At 40.4% G+C, this 16663-nt stretch carries 15 protein-coding genes; 13 read left to right on the forward strand and 2 right to left on the reverse strand.

Features of this window, described 5'->3' with window-relative positions:
- Positions 1–34: 34 nt before the first annotated feature.
- Complete coding sequence (locus tag M3204_RS09730; protein ID WP_251481024.1) at positions 35–1096, reverse strand: C40 family peptidase; 1062 nt, start codon at positions 1094–1096, stop codon at positions 35–37.
- A 192-nt stretch (positions 1097–1288) separates the two neighbouring features.
- On the opposite strand from M3204_RS09730, the gene M3204_RS09735 reads away from it, so the two are divergent.
- From M3204_RS09735 to M3204_RS09750, 4 genes are all read left to right on the forward strand, one after another.
- On the forward strand, positions 1289–1444 hold the full coding sequence (locus M3204_RS09735) for a hypothetical protein (protein ID WP_251481025.1): 156 nt from the start codon (positions 1289–1291) through the stop codon (positions 1442–1444).
- A 181-nt stretch (positions 1445–1625) separates the two neighbouring features.
- Positions 1626–1997 carry a hypothetical protein gene (locus tag M3204_RS09740; protein WP_251481026.1) on the forward strand — a complete coding sequence of 124 codons (372 nt, stop codon included), beginning with the start codon at positions 1626–1628 and terminating at the stop codon, positions 1995–1997.
- Positions 1998–2477: 480 nt separating this feature from the next.
- On the forward strand, positions 2478–3050 hold the full coding sequence (locus tag M3204_RS09745) for a hypothetical protein (protein ID WP_251481027.1): 573 nt from the start codon (positions 2478–2480) through the stop codon (positions 3048–3050).
- A 549-nt stretch (positions 3051–3599) separates the two neighbouring features.
- Complete coding sequence (locus tag M3204_RS09750; RefSeq protein ID WP_251481028.1) at positions 3600–4466, forward strand: aldose epimerase; 867 nt, start codon at positions 3600–3602, stop codon at positions 4464–4466.
- 245 nt (positions 4467–4711) lie between these two features.
- Here M3204_RS09750 and M3204_RS09755 read toward each other — a convergent pair whose 3' ends face one another.
- Entirely contained in the window at positions 4712–5740 is a 1029-nt protein-coding gene (locus M3204_RS09755) for a LacI family DNA-binding transcriptional regulator (protein ID WP_251481029.1), read from the reverse strand.
- 722 nt (positions 5741–6462) lie between these two features.
- On the opposite strand from M3204_RS09755, the gene M3204_RS09760 reads away from it, so the two are divergent.
- From M3204_RS09760 to manA, 9 genes are all read left to right on the forward strand, one after another.
- Positions 6463–7782: an extracellular solute-binding protein gene (locus tag M3204_RS09760; RefSeq protein ID WP_251481030.1), complete on the forward strand. Its 1320-nt coding sequence runs from the start codon at positions 6463–6465 to the stop codon at positions 7780–7782.
- Positions 7782–8660, forward strand: a complete 879-nt coding sequence (locus M3204_RS09765) for a carbohydrate ABC transporter permease (protein WP_251481031.1) — start codon at positions 7782–7784, stop codon at positions 8658–8660. Before M3204_RS09760 ends, M3204_RS09765 begins: the two co-directional genes overlap by 1 nt.
- Positions 8647–9477: a carbohydrate ABC transporter permease gene (locus tag M3204_RS09770; protein WP_251481032.1), complete on the forward strand. Its 831-nt coding sequence runs from the start codon at positions 8647–8649 to the stop codon at positions 9475–9477. Before M3204_RS09765 ends, M3204_RS09770 begins: the two co-directional genes overlap by 14 nt.
- 22 nt (positions 9478–9499) lie before the next feature.
- Positions 9500–11119: an alpha-glucosidase gene (locus M3204_RS09775; RefSeq protein ID WP_251481033.1), complete on the forward strand. Its 1620-nt coding sequence runs from the start codon at positions 9500–9502 to the stop codon at positions 11117–11119.
- A complete protein-coding gene (locus tag M3204_RS09780; protein WP_251481034.1) occupies positions 11097–12047 on the forward strand; it encodes an MTP-1 family protein in 951 nt (316 codons plus the stop codon). Before M3204_RS09775 ends, M3204_RS09780 begins: the two co-directional genes overlap by 23 nt.
- A 21-nt stretch (positions 12048–12068) precedes the next feature.
- Positions 12069–13133, forward strand: a complete 1065-nt coding sequence (locus tag M3204_RS09785) for a BtaManbiosPhlase (RefSeq protein WP_251481035.1) — start codon at positions 12069–12071, stop codon at positions 13131–13133.
- 78 nt (positions 13134–13211) lie between these two features.
- A complete protein-coding gene (locus M3204_RS09790; RefSeq protein WP_251481036.1) occupies positions 13212–14435 on the forward strand; it encodes an MFS transporter in 1224 nt (407 codons plus the stop codon).
- Positions 14436–14477: 42 nt separating this feature from the next.
- Positions 14478–15344 (forward strand): ROK family protein, encoded by an 867-nt coding sequence (locus M3204_RS09795; protein WP_251481037.1) that lies wholly within the window; start codon positions 14478–14480, stop codon positions 15342–15344.
- Between the two features lie 91 nt (positions 15345–15435).
- Entirely contained in the window at positions 15436–16380 is a 945-nt protein-coding gene (manA, locus tag M3204_RS09800) for a mannose-6-phosphate isomerase, class I (RefSeq protein ID WP_251481038.1), read from the forward strand.
- Positions 16381–16663 lie beyond the last annotated feature (283 nt).

Below are 16663 nucleotides of genomic sequence, written 5' to 3' on the forward strand. Positions count from 1 at the left end.
AAACAAAAAAGGCACCAATTAAGGTGCCTGTTCATTAATAGAATCGTTTAAACCCATCAAAGTGGTTCTTATAATACGGGTTGTCCAGGTTGGAAATTATTACACCATTATCGCTGGCATGGATGAATTCATTGTTTCCGAGATAAATGCCCATATGGGATATTCCTGGCTTATAGGTATTTTCAAAGAATACAAGATCTCCTGGCTGCGGATCGTTTATGTAATAAGCGCGATTGTAATAGCCTTCCGAAGAATAACGGCCCATCTTCATGCCGGCTTTGTTAAAGGCATAGTAGATAAATCCGCTGCAATCAAAGCCTTCAGGCGTACTTCCGCCCCAGGAGTACGGAACACCAAGCAGATCCTGGGCAATTGCAAGGACTTCAGAATCCGCACTTGGTACAGGCTGTTTGGCAGGTGGCTGTACTGGTGCAGGTGAAGAAGGTGCTGTTTCGCCCTTCATGCTAACCAGCAGTTTTTGTCCGACAAAAATCATGTCCGACTTAAGGTTGTTAAGCTTCTTAAGTTCTTGAACAGTCATGCCGAACTGCTTGCCAATTCCGCTCAGTGTATCGCCGGATTTGATTATGTACTCAGCACCTTCAGACTTAGCGGGCTCCTTAGCTGGTTGGGCTGGCGCTGTTGGCTGAGTTTTTACTGGAGCCGGTGTAACAGCAGCCGTCCCATTCGATATCTTAAGCTTCTGTCCAGGATAAATCAAATAGCCGCTCAGGTTGTTCCATTTCATAAGATCGCTCAGTGCAATTTTATGCTGGGAAGCAATCTTGCTTAGGGTATCGCCACTGACAACAATATAGACAGAAGCTGTTTCAGCTGTTGCAGCCGGCTTTGCCGGCGCAACAACGGGCTTAGCCACAGCTGTAGTACCTGGAACTGTTAATGTCTGATTCACATAAATTAAATCAGAGGATAATTTATTTGTTTTCTTCAAATCAACAACAGTTGTTTTATAGGTAAAGGCAATGTGGGATAATGTATCCCCTTTTTTTACAGTGTATGTATCTGCAGAAGCAATACCGGAGAAGGCAGAAGTCAGAATAGCGGCGGTCATAAGAGTTGCGGCTTGTTTCTTCAACTTTCGTCAACACTCCATTTCTTGTAAATTTTATAATTATTCTATCATATAAAAATAGTATTATATATATAATTATGACATTTTATAACAAAAAGGACTGAGGTTGTTACAATCTTTTTGGAAAACTATTTACAAATCATATCGTTTTTAATAGAATATTGTCATTGCAGACAGAAACAGGAGGATCATGAAGTGAGATCATCTAATGAAAAGGCAGCAGAAATTAATCAGGAACTGTTTTTTGATGTCATTAAGAAGACCTATGAAAAAGGTAAAAATAACGAAGAAATCACAATCCAGAAGCTTATGGAAGATTTAATTATAGATATAAAGACTTGTACAGAGTAAAAACTGGCGGCCATTTGGCGCCAGTTTTTTTAATGAGCAATTTAATATAGATGAATTAGTATTAGTAGATATATCATTGATAAAAATGATTGAAAATTTTAAAAATTTTACATTGACTAGTACAAATTCCCTACATAAAATAAGTAGTAGTTACTATTTTTATTAATGGATGGGATATAATTTGAAAATAGAGAGTGTTGTAATTGTAATTAATAATTTAATGGGAAAACAGCAGTATGGAATCGCCAGGGAAGTAATGATGAAAGAATGGATGCGGATTACTGAGCCTTTGCATTATCAATTGTTAAGTAGTGAAGCGAAAGAACTTATGAAGGTTATTGCTAAAGAAAAAGAGAATTTTGATTTTATTTCACTAAGTGAAAAGGATAAAAGAATTCTAAATTTGTTAAATGAAGCAGTTCGGGAGGTCAAACTTCCGTATGCGAAGAAAATATTCATTGAACATAAAGAGTTGATTAAAAAGGCACACTCCCAAAAATGGCTCACTGCTGATGCCCGGTTTATGTGTTTTGCGTGGGAAAAAAATGCTTAAGAAAGAACAAGGAGAAGCATGGGTTTTACCCAATATATGAAAAGAGAATTATCTGGTTATAAGCTTTAGCGAAAGGTTCAAACTCATTTTTGGAGCTAGTTCCGGGTTATTAGAGGAGCCGCTAACTTTAATTGCCTGGATTAATAAGGATGAATGGAAATCCCATTTCTATACATGTTTTGGCGTTTGATTGGTGAATAATGTTCCATGAGAAAATATAATAAATTATTAAAGATAAAAAAGGGCTGTCACAAAAGTGGCAGTCTTTTTGATTAATTTCCCATTAATCTATTTAGCGATGAAATTATCAATCTCGAGAAGTATACATATGATTTCAACCGGTCTTTATTTAATTAAGAAAACACAGGGACGGTTCTTCTATGAATACGTAAAAGAAAAAGTAAGGATATATGAATTAAATAAAAGAATTTATAATAGATAGAGGTTTTCTTGACCAATTTAGTAGAAAAGGTGAGTATAATGGGTAAAAGTTTATTAGGAGTAGCAGTGGGAGTAGCTTTGGTGACAGCAAGTTCCAATTGGGCCATTGCTGGTAATGACGGAAAAGGATTACCCGATATGGTAATGGAACAGCAAATAGCAATTAATAATTTACAGGCGGAGTTGGAAAAAGCAAACGGGAAAATTGCTTTATTAGAAGGTCAGACTGATCAAAGCCAAGATTTAACTTCATTAGATAATAGAATAAATCTAATTGAAGATTATATGAAGGAATACAATGGTGTAAATCCTGACTACTACATGGGTGATCAAAAAGCTCTTGAAATAAAGCGGGGTGTTTCCGAAGAAATTAATCGAGTTATCCAAGCTGAAGAAGCTTTTCAAGATTTGACACTGGAATCAGTCAATCTCGATCGAAATAAGTATGGCAATTATAAAATTCGTATTGAAATAACCGGCGATCTTGATGTCGTTAATTATAATATTGGTTGGTATGTAAATATTGAGGAGTATATTTATCTCGAGGATTTAAATAATAAGCGATTGTTCTATTATATTAATTTAAATGGAAATAAAATTTATGAAGGGTAATTTTATTGTTAAATTCCTTGTGATGGTGAATATTTAAGTGGAATGTGCTGAAGAAGCTAGGGAGGTTCTCCACAAGGTAATGTTCACAATTTTCCGTTAGCTTAGATTATACTATGGTCCTTCTTGATAATTCAAGAAGGTTCTTTTTTCATTATGTTCAAGAAGTATGTTTAGCAGGAGCGCATGCGGTAACAGCAAATGAAGAAATTATCGAGGGATTCCTTAATCACCCTTCAACAATGGGGGATGTTGAGAAATTTAAAAAGGAATGGGACAGTTTTTACTGATGAAATAAAGATAATAGGAGTTCAATGTGAAGCTGGGGACATCCTCATGCTTCAATCTTTTTTCAAATGGCTGTCTCAATGATAGGAGTTGAAAAGAATAAAATTTTTTAGATAAAGAAGTGGTTGAATTATTCTGCTATGATAATTAAGTTATATTATGAAATAAATATTTTAGACATAAACAGTAATTCTGTGGTGAATTTTTAAAAGTTATTATACAAAGAGACTTTAATCTAATCTCTCTATCTTGGAGGTCTGTAAAGTGTACAACGTAAAAGAGTTGGAAGGACAAGCTTACAAAATTTATGAGTTATCAGATTCGGCTACAAATTCATGGGTCAAGGTGGCTCCTGAACGAGGTGGCATTATTTTTTCATATGGTGTACGAGGAGAAGAACTGCTCTACCTAAATGAAGAAACGTTTTATAATAAAGAAAAGAATGTAAGGGGCGGCATTCCCATTCTGTTCCCGATTTCTGGTCAGCTGTCCAATGGAAAGTATGAATTGGAAGGTAATACATATTCCATGGACAATCATGGATTTGCGCGTAATGCCTCGTGGGAAGTTATTGGTCAGGAGATGGATAACAGTGCTTCTCTATCGATAAGACTCACCAGCAATGAGCAGACGAAACTCTCATATCCCTTTGACTTTACTGTTATTTTCACTTATGTATTAGAAGGCGGAAAACTAACGATCAAGCAAGAATATAACAATCAGGGAGATCAGCCCATGCCAATTTATGCAGGGTTTCATCCTTATTTTAAAACAAGCGAAAAGAATCTCTCATATGAAACAGATGCAACGAAATATTATGACTACAATGACGATCAAGTAAAAGAGTTTACCGGGAGCATTGATTTAACGAACTTGAAAGAATCAGTCGTCTTTTTAGAATCAAAGAATCCTTCTATTTCTTTTGGCGATCCAGCAGTGAAAAAACGGATTAAGTTAAGCTATGGAGAACTGTTTAAGTACATCGTGTTATGGACGGAAAGTGGAAATGAATTTATATGTGTAGAGCCGTGGATGGCGAAAACGGATGAATTCAACCGTAAGGAAGAGCTTGTAATAATTAATGGGAATGAAAGTCTTAAAACTGAAATCAGTATTGAGTTAGAGGAATAAATTTTATACGAGGTGAAAACCTGCGTGTATTTAAGTGTAGCGGCAGCTATTTGAAGCTTATATCTAATCATAAAATAAAGCCCCTTTAGGATCTATTGATCTTTTTAAGGGGCTTTATTTTTGGGAGAAGCAAATAGCTCTGTAGTATAAATATTCTTAATTAATATTCTGCAAGTAAAACTAATCTTTTCTTGTAATCTACGAGAACTTCATCGCTAGACGTCCCTTGCTTCCACATCTTAAAATTATATTGATTTTATAGTATTGACTGCAGTTGATTCTCTAACAATCAATGTGGTCGGCAGCAGGATTTCGTGCATAGGTTCATTCATATGTTCAATCCGCCAACTGAGCTGTTCGACTGCTTTTTTTCCATAGTAGTTTAAATCGATATTTACTGTTGTGATTTTTGGAGTGGCTATTTGGGATAGCTGTCCGTTGTCAAAGCTGCAAATCGATATATCTTCAGGAATTTTGAATCCTTTTTGCTGCAGAACGGATTGGACTAGGAAGCCGTGTCCGTCATTTACGCAAAACCATGCGGTCGGCATATAAGGCAGTCGGTCGGCGAACCTGCTTATTTCTTCTTGGGTTTCCTCTGCGTCTGTAAATAACAGGGCTGAATTTGGATCTATCCCATGTTTTTTCAAGGCAAGACTATAGCCTTCCAGTCTCTCCTGGTAGCTTGGGGAAACCTCTATATCCCCTACAAACGCAATTTCCTGATGTCCTAATTGGATTAGGTGTTCAACTGCCTTATAAGCGCCAAAGCGGTTGTTCGTCAAGATGGCGTCCGCCTGCAGGTATGGTGAGTGATGGTCAATCAGCACAGTCGGGATTCCAGTATCAATAATCTTTGAAATATAATCCGTACTAATATGAGATAGGATTAAAATCCCATCAATTTGATGATTCGATAGCAGTGAGGGAAGGATTAACTTATCCTTTGAATCCTGGTCGATTGATTCAATGAATAAATTCCAGCCGCGTGATCTGACTTCCTTTTCCACGCTGAGGTAAATTTCCCCGAAAAAACTTTTTAGAGAAAAAGCAAAGTCAGAGGCAATAAGGGCAATGTTGATTCCCTTTTTATCATCTGTCTTTTGACTGCTTCTATTATTGGAATAGGAATACCCTAATTCATCTGCCGCTTTTTGAACCATCAGCCTTGTTTCTTCACTAACCCCGGGCTTTCCCGTCAAGGCTTGCGAGACAGAATTCTTAGAGATATTCAGTCGATCAGCTATATCCTGCATTGTCACTTTTTTCTTCATATATAAAACTTCTCCTTAACGAAAGTGAATACTTGTAATTATTTTTGTAATTTTATTGTAACGTTACAAGTTTATTTTAGCAATAAACTTATTCTGTTAATTAAATAAGGATATATTTTTAATTACTCATTTTTTTATTAGGCAACTAAAAGTAATGTTTGTAATTTGATACTATATTAGATGTAGCAGAAGGCGCAAGACTCCTGTGAGATGTACTGGCCTGTGGAGAACATATATCAAGGATTCTCATGATAGATTCTTTGACCCCGCAGGTGGGTTAAGCGACAAGGAGGCTCGTGAACTGCCAAAGAAGAATTATGAAAAAGTCGGTTCTTGGAATTTTTCATAATTCTTCTGCGGAAAGCGAGTGCCTGGAGCGGAAATCAACAGACAAGATTAACACAGCTTTTTTATATAATTATTGTTTGACATATAATTAGCAAGGTGTAATAATGTATTTGTAAAGTTACAAATATCATTATTTATTAATTACTTATTTGTTTGTAATGATTTTTTAAAAAATCTTTAGAAATGAGGGGTAAAGGTTAAATCGTCAATATAAGTGACCCAGATACTAATGATTATACTTTTTTTTGTAAGGTTATGATAGCGCTATCAAAACGTTCTCATCAAAAAGCTAGACTAATACTTTTATCATTTTTCATGGAGAAAATTACTGAAAACATAAAGTTAGGAAATCATACTAATTGGGGGAATATCGCATGAAAATCAAAAAAGTGGCTTCTTTAGTCCTTGCTGCTTCACTAACTGTTTCTGGACTTGCAGCTTGTAATAATGGAGATAAAAGCAACGGAAGTACAAAAGATGGAGTAACGACAATTGAATTCTGGGCAGCTCCAAACCCAACACAGCAAGTGTATTGGAAGGAAGTAGCGGAAGAGTTCACGAAAGAAAATCCGGATATCAAGGTGAACGTAAGCCCGATGAAGGAAAGCCCGACATCAGAGGCTGGCATCCAATCAGCGATTGCTGGCGGCAGTGCACCAACGATGTCAGAGAATATTAACCGTGGTTTTGCTGCTCAGCTGTCTGAAAGTAAAGCGCTTTTACCATTGGATGAGCTAGAAGGCTGGGATGAAATTAAGAAAAACAGAAATATGGAAGATACGATGAAGGGCTGGGAGTTTGCTGACGGCCACCAATATGTATTGCCAATCTACTCGAATGCGATGTTGTTTGGTTGGAGATTGGACGTCCTGAAGGAGCTTGGCTATAACGAACCGCCGAAAACATACAGCGAAATGCTAGAAGTAGCGAAGAAATTGAAAGAAAAGCACCCAGACAAATATGTATGGGCTAAACCAGACCTTGCTGATCCAACAGCTTGGAAAAGATGGTTCGACTTCTTCATGCTCTATAACGCAGCGTCTGATGGCAACAAGTTCGTAGAGGGAACTGATTTTACTGGTGATAAAAAAGCAGGAGAGAAAGTTCTTGGATTTGTAGAAGAGCTGCAAAAAGCAGATGCTTTAATGACTAGACAATCTAAAGATCCATTTGAAAGTGGATTGGGTATCTTTACGGATATTGGTCCTTGGACAATTTCTTATTGGGCAGAGAAATTCCCAGAAATGAAATTGAATGAAACGTATGCGTTAGCCTTGCCTCCTGTTCCAGACGGAATGGACACAGAAAACGTTAAGACATTCGCAGATACAAAGGGTCTTGTCGTGTATGCTTCAGCAACGAAAGAACAGCAAAAAGCTGCGAGCGAATTCATTAAATGGGTCTATTCGAATCCTGAAAATGATCTGAAATGGCTTGAAAAGACGAATCTGCCACCGGCACGTGATGACTTAACAACGAACGACACTTTTAAATCGTTCTTTGAAAACAACCCAGCATTACAGCCATACGCTGCTGCCGTTCCAAATGCAATACCGCCAATGGATAACTCTAAATACAATGACATTCAGACATTTATTGGCCAGCATGCCTTCAATCCAGTTGTAAAAGGAGAGAAAGATCCGAAAGCTGCATGGAAGGATATGCAAGAGGCCATTGAGGGGGCTCTCAAATAATGAGAAAGAACCAAGGATGGTTGGGCTGGCTTTTTGCCAGTCCTTATCTTTTATACGCAATTATTTTCTTCCTAATACCACTCGTCTGGTCACTGTTTCTCTCTGTGACAGACTGGAACTTAATATCGCCGACATATAGTTTTGTCGGCTTGGAAAATTACGCTGCGGCCTTGAAAAGCCAGGGTGTGCAGAGTGCCTTTTTTGTAACCTTTAAATTCATGGCTGTATTTGTCCCATTGGTTATTGCTTTTTCCATTATTGTGGCCTTGATTGTTCAAGGGCTGCCGAGATTTAAAGGATTGTTTTTAATCGGATTCTTCCTTCCGTACCTGGCGTCAGGAGTTGTTTCCTCGCTGATCGTGAAAGGGATTTTGTCCTACAACAGTCCGCTGAATGAGTTCCTGCGAGGAACATTTGGCCTCGATATTGACTGGCTAGGATCACCGTTTGCTGCACTATTTGTTGTAGCCTTGATCATTGCCTGGAAATTTACCGGTTATTACGCGCTGATTTTAACATCGGGCTTTGAGAGCATCAGTAAAGATGTCTATGAAGCGGCGATGATTGATGGAGTAACACCATGGCAGCGTTTCTGGAAAATTACCCTTCCGCTCCTCTATCCAGCGTTGTTTACTGTATTGATTTTATCGATTGGTGTTACGTTTGGTATTTTCACAGAGGTTTATCAGTTAACTGGCGGCGGACCGAATTTTGCCACGAATACATGGCAGATGGAGATTTTCACAAAAGCCTTCTCTAATCTGCAAGCCGGCTACGCTTCTGCAATTGCCATCATCGCATCGATTGTAACGTTTGTTGCGATTTACATCATTCGAAAACTCTTGGAATTGTGGGGGAAACGAAATGGTTGGACCTAAGAAAAAAGGATTGGTTTTTCGTTACCTGTTTGCGATCGTACTATTGCTGATCATGATTTATCCATATATCTATATGGTGTTGAATTCCTTTGCTGATTGGAGTCAGGTCGATAAGAAATTCTTCCCGACTGAATACTCATTGAAGTCATGGGAATGGCTGCTTGGCGGTGGAGAATCAGTTATCCCGCGCCCGTGGATCAACGCCTTCTTTAACAGCCTTTTAGTATCAGCTGGTTCGACAATTTTGATGATGGTCTCTGCAGTAATGGTTTCTTATGCATTAGCTAAGATTCAGTTTAAAGGAAGAGACACGATCAACAACGTGATCTTGTTCCAGATGTTCTTCCCGGCAATTATCTTGCTGATTCCTACCTTCCTGGTGATTCAAAAGGTCGGAATGTACGACTCTTATTGGGGAATGATCCTGCCAAAAGCGATGAGCTTATGGGCAGTATTCATGTACACGAACTTCTTCAAGGCAATACCGGATACATTCATTGAGGCGGCAAAATTGGACGGGGCAAGCGAAATGCAAATCATGTTCAAGATTGTCCTGCCGATGTCAAAATCGATCACTACCGTCATCTTCTTGTTCTTGTTCATGGAAAGATGGACAGAGCTACTATGGGATATGCTTGTTGCGAAGAGTGATAATATGCTTACGCTAAACGTTCTTTTATCACAAATGTTCGGCCCATATGGCGGCTACCCGGGACCGATGTATGCTGCATCCGTGTTATTGACATTGCCAATCATCGTCATCTTCTTGCTTTTCGCGAAGAAGTTCCAAGAGGGAATGCAATTCACACTTAAGTAACCAGAGATTGGAGTTCTGGCAAATGGTTAAATGGTGGAAGCAATCAGCTTTCTATGAAATATATATGCCTAGTTTTAAGGACGGAAACGGAGATGGGCTGGGGGATTTTGCAGGTATCACCTCCAAGTTGGATTATCTCAAGGAACTGGGAGTAGATGGGCTGTGGCTCACTCCCTTTTATCCATCTCCGAAGGTTGATAACGGCTATGACATTTCTGATTATTATTCGATTGATCCCGCTTACGGAACGATGGAGGACTTTGAAGCTTTTATCGCTGAGGCGCACAAGCGCAATATCAAGGTCATTGTCGATATCGTATTGAACCACACTTCTTCTGAGCATGAATGGTTCAAGGAATCAAGGTCATCTAAGGATCACCCAAAGCGTGATTGGTATATATGGAGAGACGAGCCGAATAACTGGGAATCCTTTTTCAGCGGTTCAGCATGGGAATTTGATGAGGCAACCGGCCAATATTATTACCACGCTTTTGCGAAGGAACAGGTTGATTTGAACTGGGCCAACCTGGAAGTCAAAAATGCCATGTATGATGTCATGAGGTTTTGGCTGGAAAAAGGCGTGGATGGTTTCAGGCTCGATGTCATCAACTTCCTGACAATCAACGATTCCTTTATCGATAATCCTTATGATCATGAAAAAAATGAACAGATCCATTTGTATGACAAGGACCAGGAAGGGATTTTAACGGTTATCGAGGAAATCGCCGATGTGGTTCATCAATCTCCGGATAAATTCCTTGTCGGTGAGGTTGGTTCTGAGGATATCGAGATTTTGAAACGGTATTCTGGACTGAACAAGCTGGATGTGTCTTTTAACTTCAACATTGGTAGTATTGCTGAGTTTGATGCTGAAAAGATTTACGAGCAATTAGTTGAAACTGAGAAAGCGTATGGTTCCGATCAGATTGCTACTCTGTTCTTCTCGAGCCACGATATGTCACGCCATATTTCACGGTTTGGCGGTGACGAGGAGCGCGCGAAGCTGGTAGCTGCGCTGATGCTTACCGCGAAGGGCGTGCCGTTCATTTACCAGGGTGATGAAATTGGCATGAAGGATTGGGTTACAGATGACATTACGAAGATGATGGATATCCAGGGGCGCCTCGCCTATGAAGAAGCACTGAAGGCTGGCAAATCTGTTGAGGAAGCTCTGGTTGTGGCGAACGAACGGTGCCGCGATAAATCACGTACTCCAATGCAATGGAGCTCGGATTCTCATGCTGGTTTTTCCGAAGTTGTACCTTGGATTACTGTTCCTGAGGATGCCATCAACACAAATGTTGAAAACCAGGAAGGCAATCCTGATTCAATGCTTTCCTTCTATAAAAAAATGTTGAAACTGCGTAAAGAACATACTTCCTTTCATACAGGAGAATATGAATTCTTGCGTTACCAGGATGGAATGATTTACTTCATAAGGAGCAACGAGATTGAACGGACACTGGTTGCTCTGAACTTTTCTGAAGAAGAGAAATCCCTTGAATTAGAATTTAAAAACATGAACCTGCTGCTTTCGAACAAGCGGAATTCGCTAGAAAGCAGTGATGTTCTCACAATATCGGGAAATGAAGTCATTATTTTAAAGGAGGATGCAGGAAATGACGGTCTTAACGAAAGGTAATGTAAAAACTTGCGAACAGCTTTTGGAGAAGTTCGCTTCAAAGGCACAGCCGGCTAATCCGGAAAAAATCGTATTCTCTGGTGTTGGTGATAAGGATGTCTATAATATTACAGCACCTTTTGAAGATGAGGGTGAGCAGGTAATTGCCGGACGCGTGGAATCACGTGACAGTGAGCATTCCAGCGTTTATTTCTTCGTCGAGAAAGAAGGAGAATGGGTTCCTCGCGAAAACGCGCCTGTGTTTGAATTGCAGGATCCTTTTTACACAAGGATTGCTGGCGAGTTAGTCCTTGGAGGAGTCCAGATATTCCCGCATCCTACAATCGAAAACGCTTTGGGATGGCGTACGGTTTTTTATAAAGGAAAGAATATTGCTAGCTTAGAGGAATTCGCTAAGGGCCCAGATGGCATGAAGGATCTTCGCCTTGTTGAGCTGGCTGATGGCAGCATCGGTGTGTTAACAAGGCCACAGGGTGAAAAGGGCGGAAGAGGAAAGATTGGCTGGGCTCGTATTTCTTCATTGGAGGAATTGACGCTGGATGTCATCAATGAGGCTCCTTTATTTGATGGTCAGTTTATTGATGAAGAATGGGGCGGGGCGAACGAGCCGCATCTGCTGGCAAATGGCTTGGTTGGTGTACTTGGCCACGTTGCTTCATTTGATGCAGCTGGAGATCGCCATTATTATCCGATGGTTTTCGCGCTCGAGCCGGAAACAGGCATGATTTCTGATATGGAGTTAATTGCAACAAGGAGCAATTTCCTTCCTGGTGCCTCAAAGCGACCTGACCTGGCTGACGTTGTGTTCAGTGGCGGAATTGTACGGAAAGCGGACGGCACAGCTGATATGTATGCAGGAATCAGTGATGCCGAAGCTCAAAAAATCACGATTGCAGATCCATTTTTACCATACGAGCAAAAAAACTGACTGAATTGAGGGGATTACAACATGAATGTATATAGATATGAAGAGAATCCGTTAGTAACACCAATGGATGTAAAACCGCATCGCGAGGACTTTGAAGTGATTGGCGCATTCAATGCGGGGATTACGACTTTTAACGATGAAATCATCATGCTGCTGCGTGTCGCAGAGCGTCCGATCAGTGATAATCCTGAGATTGTGAAATCACCTGTTTATAATCCAGAAACGAATGAGCTCGAAATTCTTGAATTCAATTTGAATGATCCTGCGTACAATTTTTCAGATCCAAGGACGATTCAAAAAGCAGGAGAGACGAGTCGTTTCGCTTATCTGACTTCATTATCGTATTTAAGGATTGCCCGCAGTAAGGATGGCCATAACTTTACAATTGATGAAAAGCCATTTGTTTATCCTTCAAATGAGCTTGAGACATTCGGGATTGAAGACCCAAGAATAACGAAGATTGATGATACTTATTATATTTACTTCAGTGCCGTATCACCTGTAGGTGTCGGCGAATCCATGGTTTCTACAAAGGACTTTGTCACAACTGAGCACCATGGCATGATTTTCGCGCCAGAAAACAAAGATGTGTTAATTTTCCCTGAGAAAATTAACGGCAAGTACTATGCTCTTCATCGTCCTGTGCCAAGAAGTGTGGGTGAACCTGAGATGTGGATTGCTGAATCTACTAATCTATTGCACTGGGGAAATCACAAATACTTACTTGGCCTGCGCGAGGGTATGTGGGACAGTGCCCGCATGGGTGGCGGAGCTGTTCCGTTCAAGACGGAAAAAGGCTGGCTGGAGCTTTACCATGGCGCAACTACGGACCACCGCTATTGCATGGGCGCAGTATTGCTTGACCTGGAGGACCCAACCAAAGTCATCGCTCGCTCTGATAAGCCTATCCTTGAGCCTGAAGCAGACTATGAAGTCGAAGGATTCTTCGGAAACGTAGTCTTTTCATGCGGCGCAGTCGTTGAAGGAGACGTTGTGAAAATGTACTACGGAGTTGCAGATACTTCAATGGCGTGTGCAGAGTTAAGCCTTCAGGAAATCTTAGACTCATTGACTTATATAAAATAATCTCAATAATTGTGCCAAAATCGAGTGATGATTTTGGCCTTTTATCTTAATTAAAGTTTTATAGATAGGAGATAATAGATGCTTTCTATTTTTAGATCTTTTTCCACGGAATTGAAGTTTTATCTGCTTATGAATGCACTTTTTACGTTTGGTACATCCTTGTCTGGTGTTTTTCAAAGCGTGTTTCTCTGGAAGCTCGATAAAACTTATTCATTGTTAGCGTATTACAGCCTGTATTGGTCCGTTGCGATTATTTTCAGTTTCGGGCTTTGTGCATGGCTAGCCAGAAAAACCAGTCCTATGATCACCATGCGTCTTGGGTTTGTGTTTTATCTGATTACTTATTTAATCATGCTTTTTTTTCATGACACATTGGATGAGCACATCATGCTGCTGGGAATCTCCAATGGACTAGCCATGAGCTTGTATTATGTCGGTATGCATATGGCAGTGCTAGATTTGACGACAAATGATAAGCGCGATCAGTTTTTATATATACAGGGGATATTATTTACAATTGGCGGAGTAATTGCTCCGCTTCTTTCGGGCGTTATGATCTCGCAATTTGCTGGCATGCTTGGCTATTACATTGTTTTTATGGCAACCTGTGTATTTTTGTTTATTGCTTTTATCGTTTCTCTTCGAGTAAAAGGGCACCCAGTTACGACCAAAAGTCATTTTTGGGAAGTCATCAAGAACCCGTCGCCTGAGTGGAAAAAGATGTACTCGATCATGTTTGCAGATGGAATCGTATCAGGTGCATTTACTACTTTTTTAATCACGATGATGACCTTCAAGGTGGCTGGCGGGGAACTGAACCTCGGATTGTATAATACAGGGGCGCAAATCATGTCGATTGTTGCCTTCTATATGCTTGCGAAGTTTTCAAAAGCCAAGGACCGGATTACAGTTTTTGCGATTGGTTCAGTAACAATGTTATTGAGCTCTGTACTGATCTCAGCGTATCCTATCTTTATTTCATTGGTTATCTTTGGACTCCTGTCACCAATAGCAATGAATATGATTGGCACATCGATGAATGCCATGATTTACGAGTCGATTGAAAGAGATCCAGATTATAAGGAAAAAAGACTCGATTACATCATTATCCGTGAGATTCCGCTTGGGGTTGGAAGGATTATCGGTGTAGTACTATTTTTAACGATGAGAAAGTATTTTGACCTGGAGGAACTATTACCTATCTCATTTAGTATTTTTCCGATTGTATATGTTATCATGATTCCTACTCTGTTTTTCATTTGGAAAAAGCCAAAGGGAAAACCAGGATTGGGAACAAATTAATGCTAATGTAGTTTTAAATCTTATAGCCCTGGAGGAATGGTTATGCTAGGAGCAATTGAAGCAGGCGGGACGAAGTTCGTCTGTGCAGTAGGGGATGAAACAGGGGGGATCGTGGAACGAATCCAGATTCCAACCACAGTACCTTCTGAGACAATCCCACAGGTTGTAGCTTTTTTTCGAAAATTTCAAATCGAGGCAATTGGAATTGGATCATTTGGGCCCATCGATGTGAACCTGGATAGCACAACTTATGGCAATATCACATCGACACCGAAGTTGGGATGGAAGGATTATCCCTTTGTTCAGGAATTAAGGAAAGCATTAGAAGTTCCGGTGGGGTTTAATACCGATGTTAATGCGGCTGCCTTGGGAGAGGCCAATTTTGGTGCCGCAAAAGGACTGGATAGCTGCTTATACATCACGGTAGGGACAGGCATTGGTGCAGGAGCAGTTGTTCAGGGGAAACTGCTTCAAGGGCTTTCACATCCGGAAATGGGGCATATCCTGGTAAGGAGGCACCCGGAGGATCATTACACTGGAAAATGTCCTTACCATGGTGATTGTCTGGAAGGACTTGCCGCTGGGCCAGCGATAGAAGACCGCTGGGGAGCGAAGGGTGTGGAACTGGTTGGGCGTGCTGAAGTCTGGGACATGGAAGGCTATTATATCGCCCAGGCACTGATGCACTATATCCTGATTCTTTCCCCGAAGAAGATTATTCTTGGCGGGGGAGTCATGAATCAGGAGCAGGTATTCTCCTCCGTCTATAAATATTTGCCGGAGCTGTTGAATGGTTATGTAACATTGCCAAATCTTCCAGATTATATTGTAAGTCCGGGCTTGGGTGATAATGCTGGGGTTGTAGGTTCTCTTTTGCTTGCGAAGAATGCGCTGCAAAAAAACGGATAAATAACTCAGATGGTTTCCAATCGTGGTTGCCCATCTTTGAATTCTTTTTTAATATGGTAGTTATGTGAATCGTTACTTAGGAGGTTAATACATGTCGACACAGCCACTATTTTTTGAACCGGTATTTAAAGAAAGAATCTGGGGAGGAGAGCAGCTAAAATCATTCGGTTATGAGCTTCTTTCCAGCCAGACAGGTGAATGCTGGGCATTCGCGGCCCACAGCAATGGCCAGAGTGTTGTGAAGAACGGAGAGTTTAAGGGGTCATCACTGGGTGAGTTATGGGAAAAGCAGAGAGAGCTTTTCGGCAATATCGAGGGTGACCGCTTCCCGCTGTTGACGAAAATTCTTGATGCTGCTCAGGACTTGTCTGTCCAGGTTCATCCGGATGATGAATATGGCCTTAAGCATGAAGGCGACCTTGGCAAGACAGAATGTTGGTATATCATCGATTGTGAAGATGGTGCCGAAATTATATACGGCCATACTGCGAAAACAAGAGAAGAGTTTGCAGCGATGATTCATGAGGGAAAGTGGGACGAACTTCTTACAAAAGTACCAGTGAAGCCAGGCGACTTCTTCTTTGTTCCTAGCGGTACAGTTCATGCTATTGGAGCAGGGATTGTCATTCTTGAAACTCAACAGAACTCGGATACAACTTACAGGGTTTACGACTATGACCGCAGGGACAATCAAGGCAATCTGCGAGAGCTTCATGTCGAGCAGTCCATTGCCGTAACGACTATTCCGTCTATTGAGCCGGTAAGCAAGCCTGTTGTTAATACCTCAGGCAATATGAAAATCACTACTTTCGTAGAAAGCGACTACTTCACTGTCCATAGATGGGAATTAGAAGGCTCGGCTAAACTGGACCAAAACCTTTCCTTCCAGCTGGTAAGCGTGATTGAAGGGGCTGGGTCACTCATTAAGGGTGAAGAAAAGTATGAGTTCAAAAAAGGTGACCATTTCCTACTTCCATTCGAATTTGGTGAATATGAATTGGATGGAAATGCTGAAATGATTGTTTCGCATTTGTAAGCCTCTATAAAAAACAGCGGACTTTTATCCAAATGTGGCTAAAAGTCCGCTGTTTTTTTAAATTCCAACTATTTGCTTAACTTTTCCTCTATCTTGCAGGTGAGAAAGGACCATGATAGGTAGAAATCTAACCTATTTGTAACGGATATAAATTTTTTATAGATGGTTTATAAATGTATGTGTAAGGCCTTTTTCTAGACAAAGAAAAAAGGACAAAGTACTCTCTGAGTTATCACCACAATAACCTTTTGAGAGGAGTACTTTATCCATGTCCAATTTTAAC

The organism is Mesobacillus subterraneus (assembly GCF_023715485.1).
In the GTDB taxonomy this organism is placed as follows: Bacteria; Bacillota; Bacilli; order Bacillales; family Cytobacillaceae; genus Mesobacillus; species Mesobacillus subterraneus_B.

Coding starts and splice junctions, on each gene's coding strand:
- M3204_RS09745 (WP_251481027.1), top strand. CDS start 2,478: ATGGGTAAAAGTTTATTAGGAGTAGCAGTGGGAGTAGCTTTGGTGACA.
- M3204_RS09755 (WP_251481029.1), bottom strand. CDS start 5,740: ATGAAGAAAAAAGTGACAATGCAGGATATAGCTGATCGACTGAATATC.
- M3204_RS09760 (WP_251481030.1), top strand. CDS start 6,463: ATGAAAATCAAAAAAGTGGCTTCTTTAGTCCTTGCTGCTTCACTAACT.
- M3204_RS09765 (WP_251481031.1), top strand. CDS start 7,782: ATGAGAAAGAACCAAGGATGGTTGGGCTGGCTTTTTGCCAGTCCTTAT.
- M3204_RS09770 (WP_251481032.1), top strand. CDS start 8,647: ATGGTTGGACCTAAGAAAAAAGGATTGGTTTTTCGTTACCTGTTTGCG.
- M3204_RS09775 (WP_251481033.1), top strand. CDS start 9,500: ATGGTTAAATGGTGGAAGCAATCAGCTTTCTATGAAATATATATGCCT.
- M3204_RS09780 (WP_251481034.1), top strand. CDS start 11,097: ATGACGGTCTTAACGAAAGGTAATGTAAAAACTTGCGAACAGCTTTTG.
- M3204_RS09785 (WP_251481035.1), top strand. CDS start 12,069: ATGAATGTATATAGATATGAAGAGAATCCGTTAGTAACACCAATGGAT.
- M3204_RS09790 (WP_251481036.1), top strand. CDS start 13,212: ATGCTTTCTATTTTTAGATCTTTTTCCACGGAATTGAAGTTTTATCTG.
- M3204_RS09795 (WP_251481037.1), top strand. CDS start 14,478: ATGCTAGGAGCAATTGAAGCAGGCGGGACGAAGTTCGTCTGTGCAGTA.
- manA (WP_251481038.1), top strand. CDS start 15,436: ATGTCGACACAGCCACTATTTTTTGAACCGGTATTTAAAGAAAGAATC.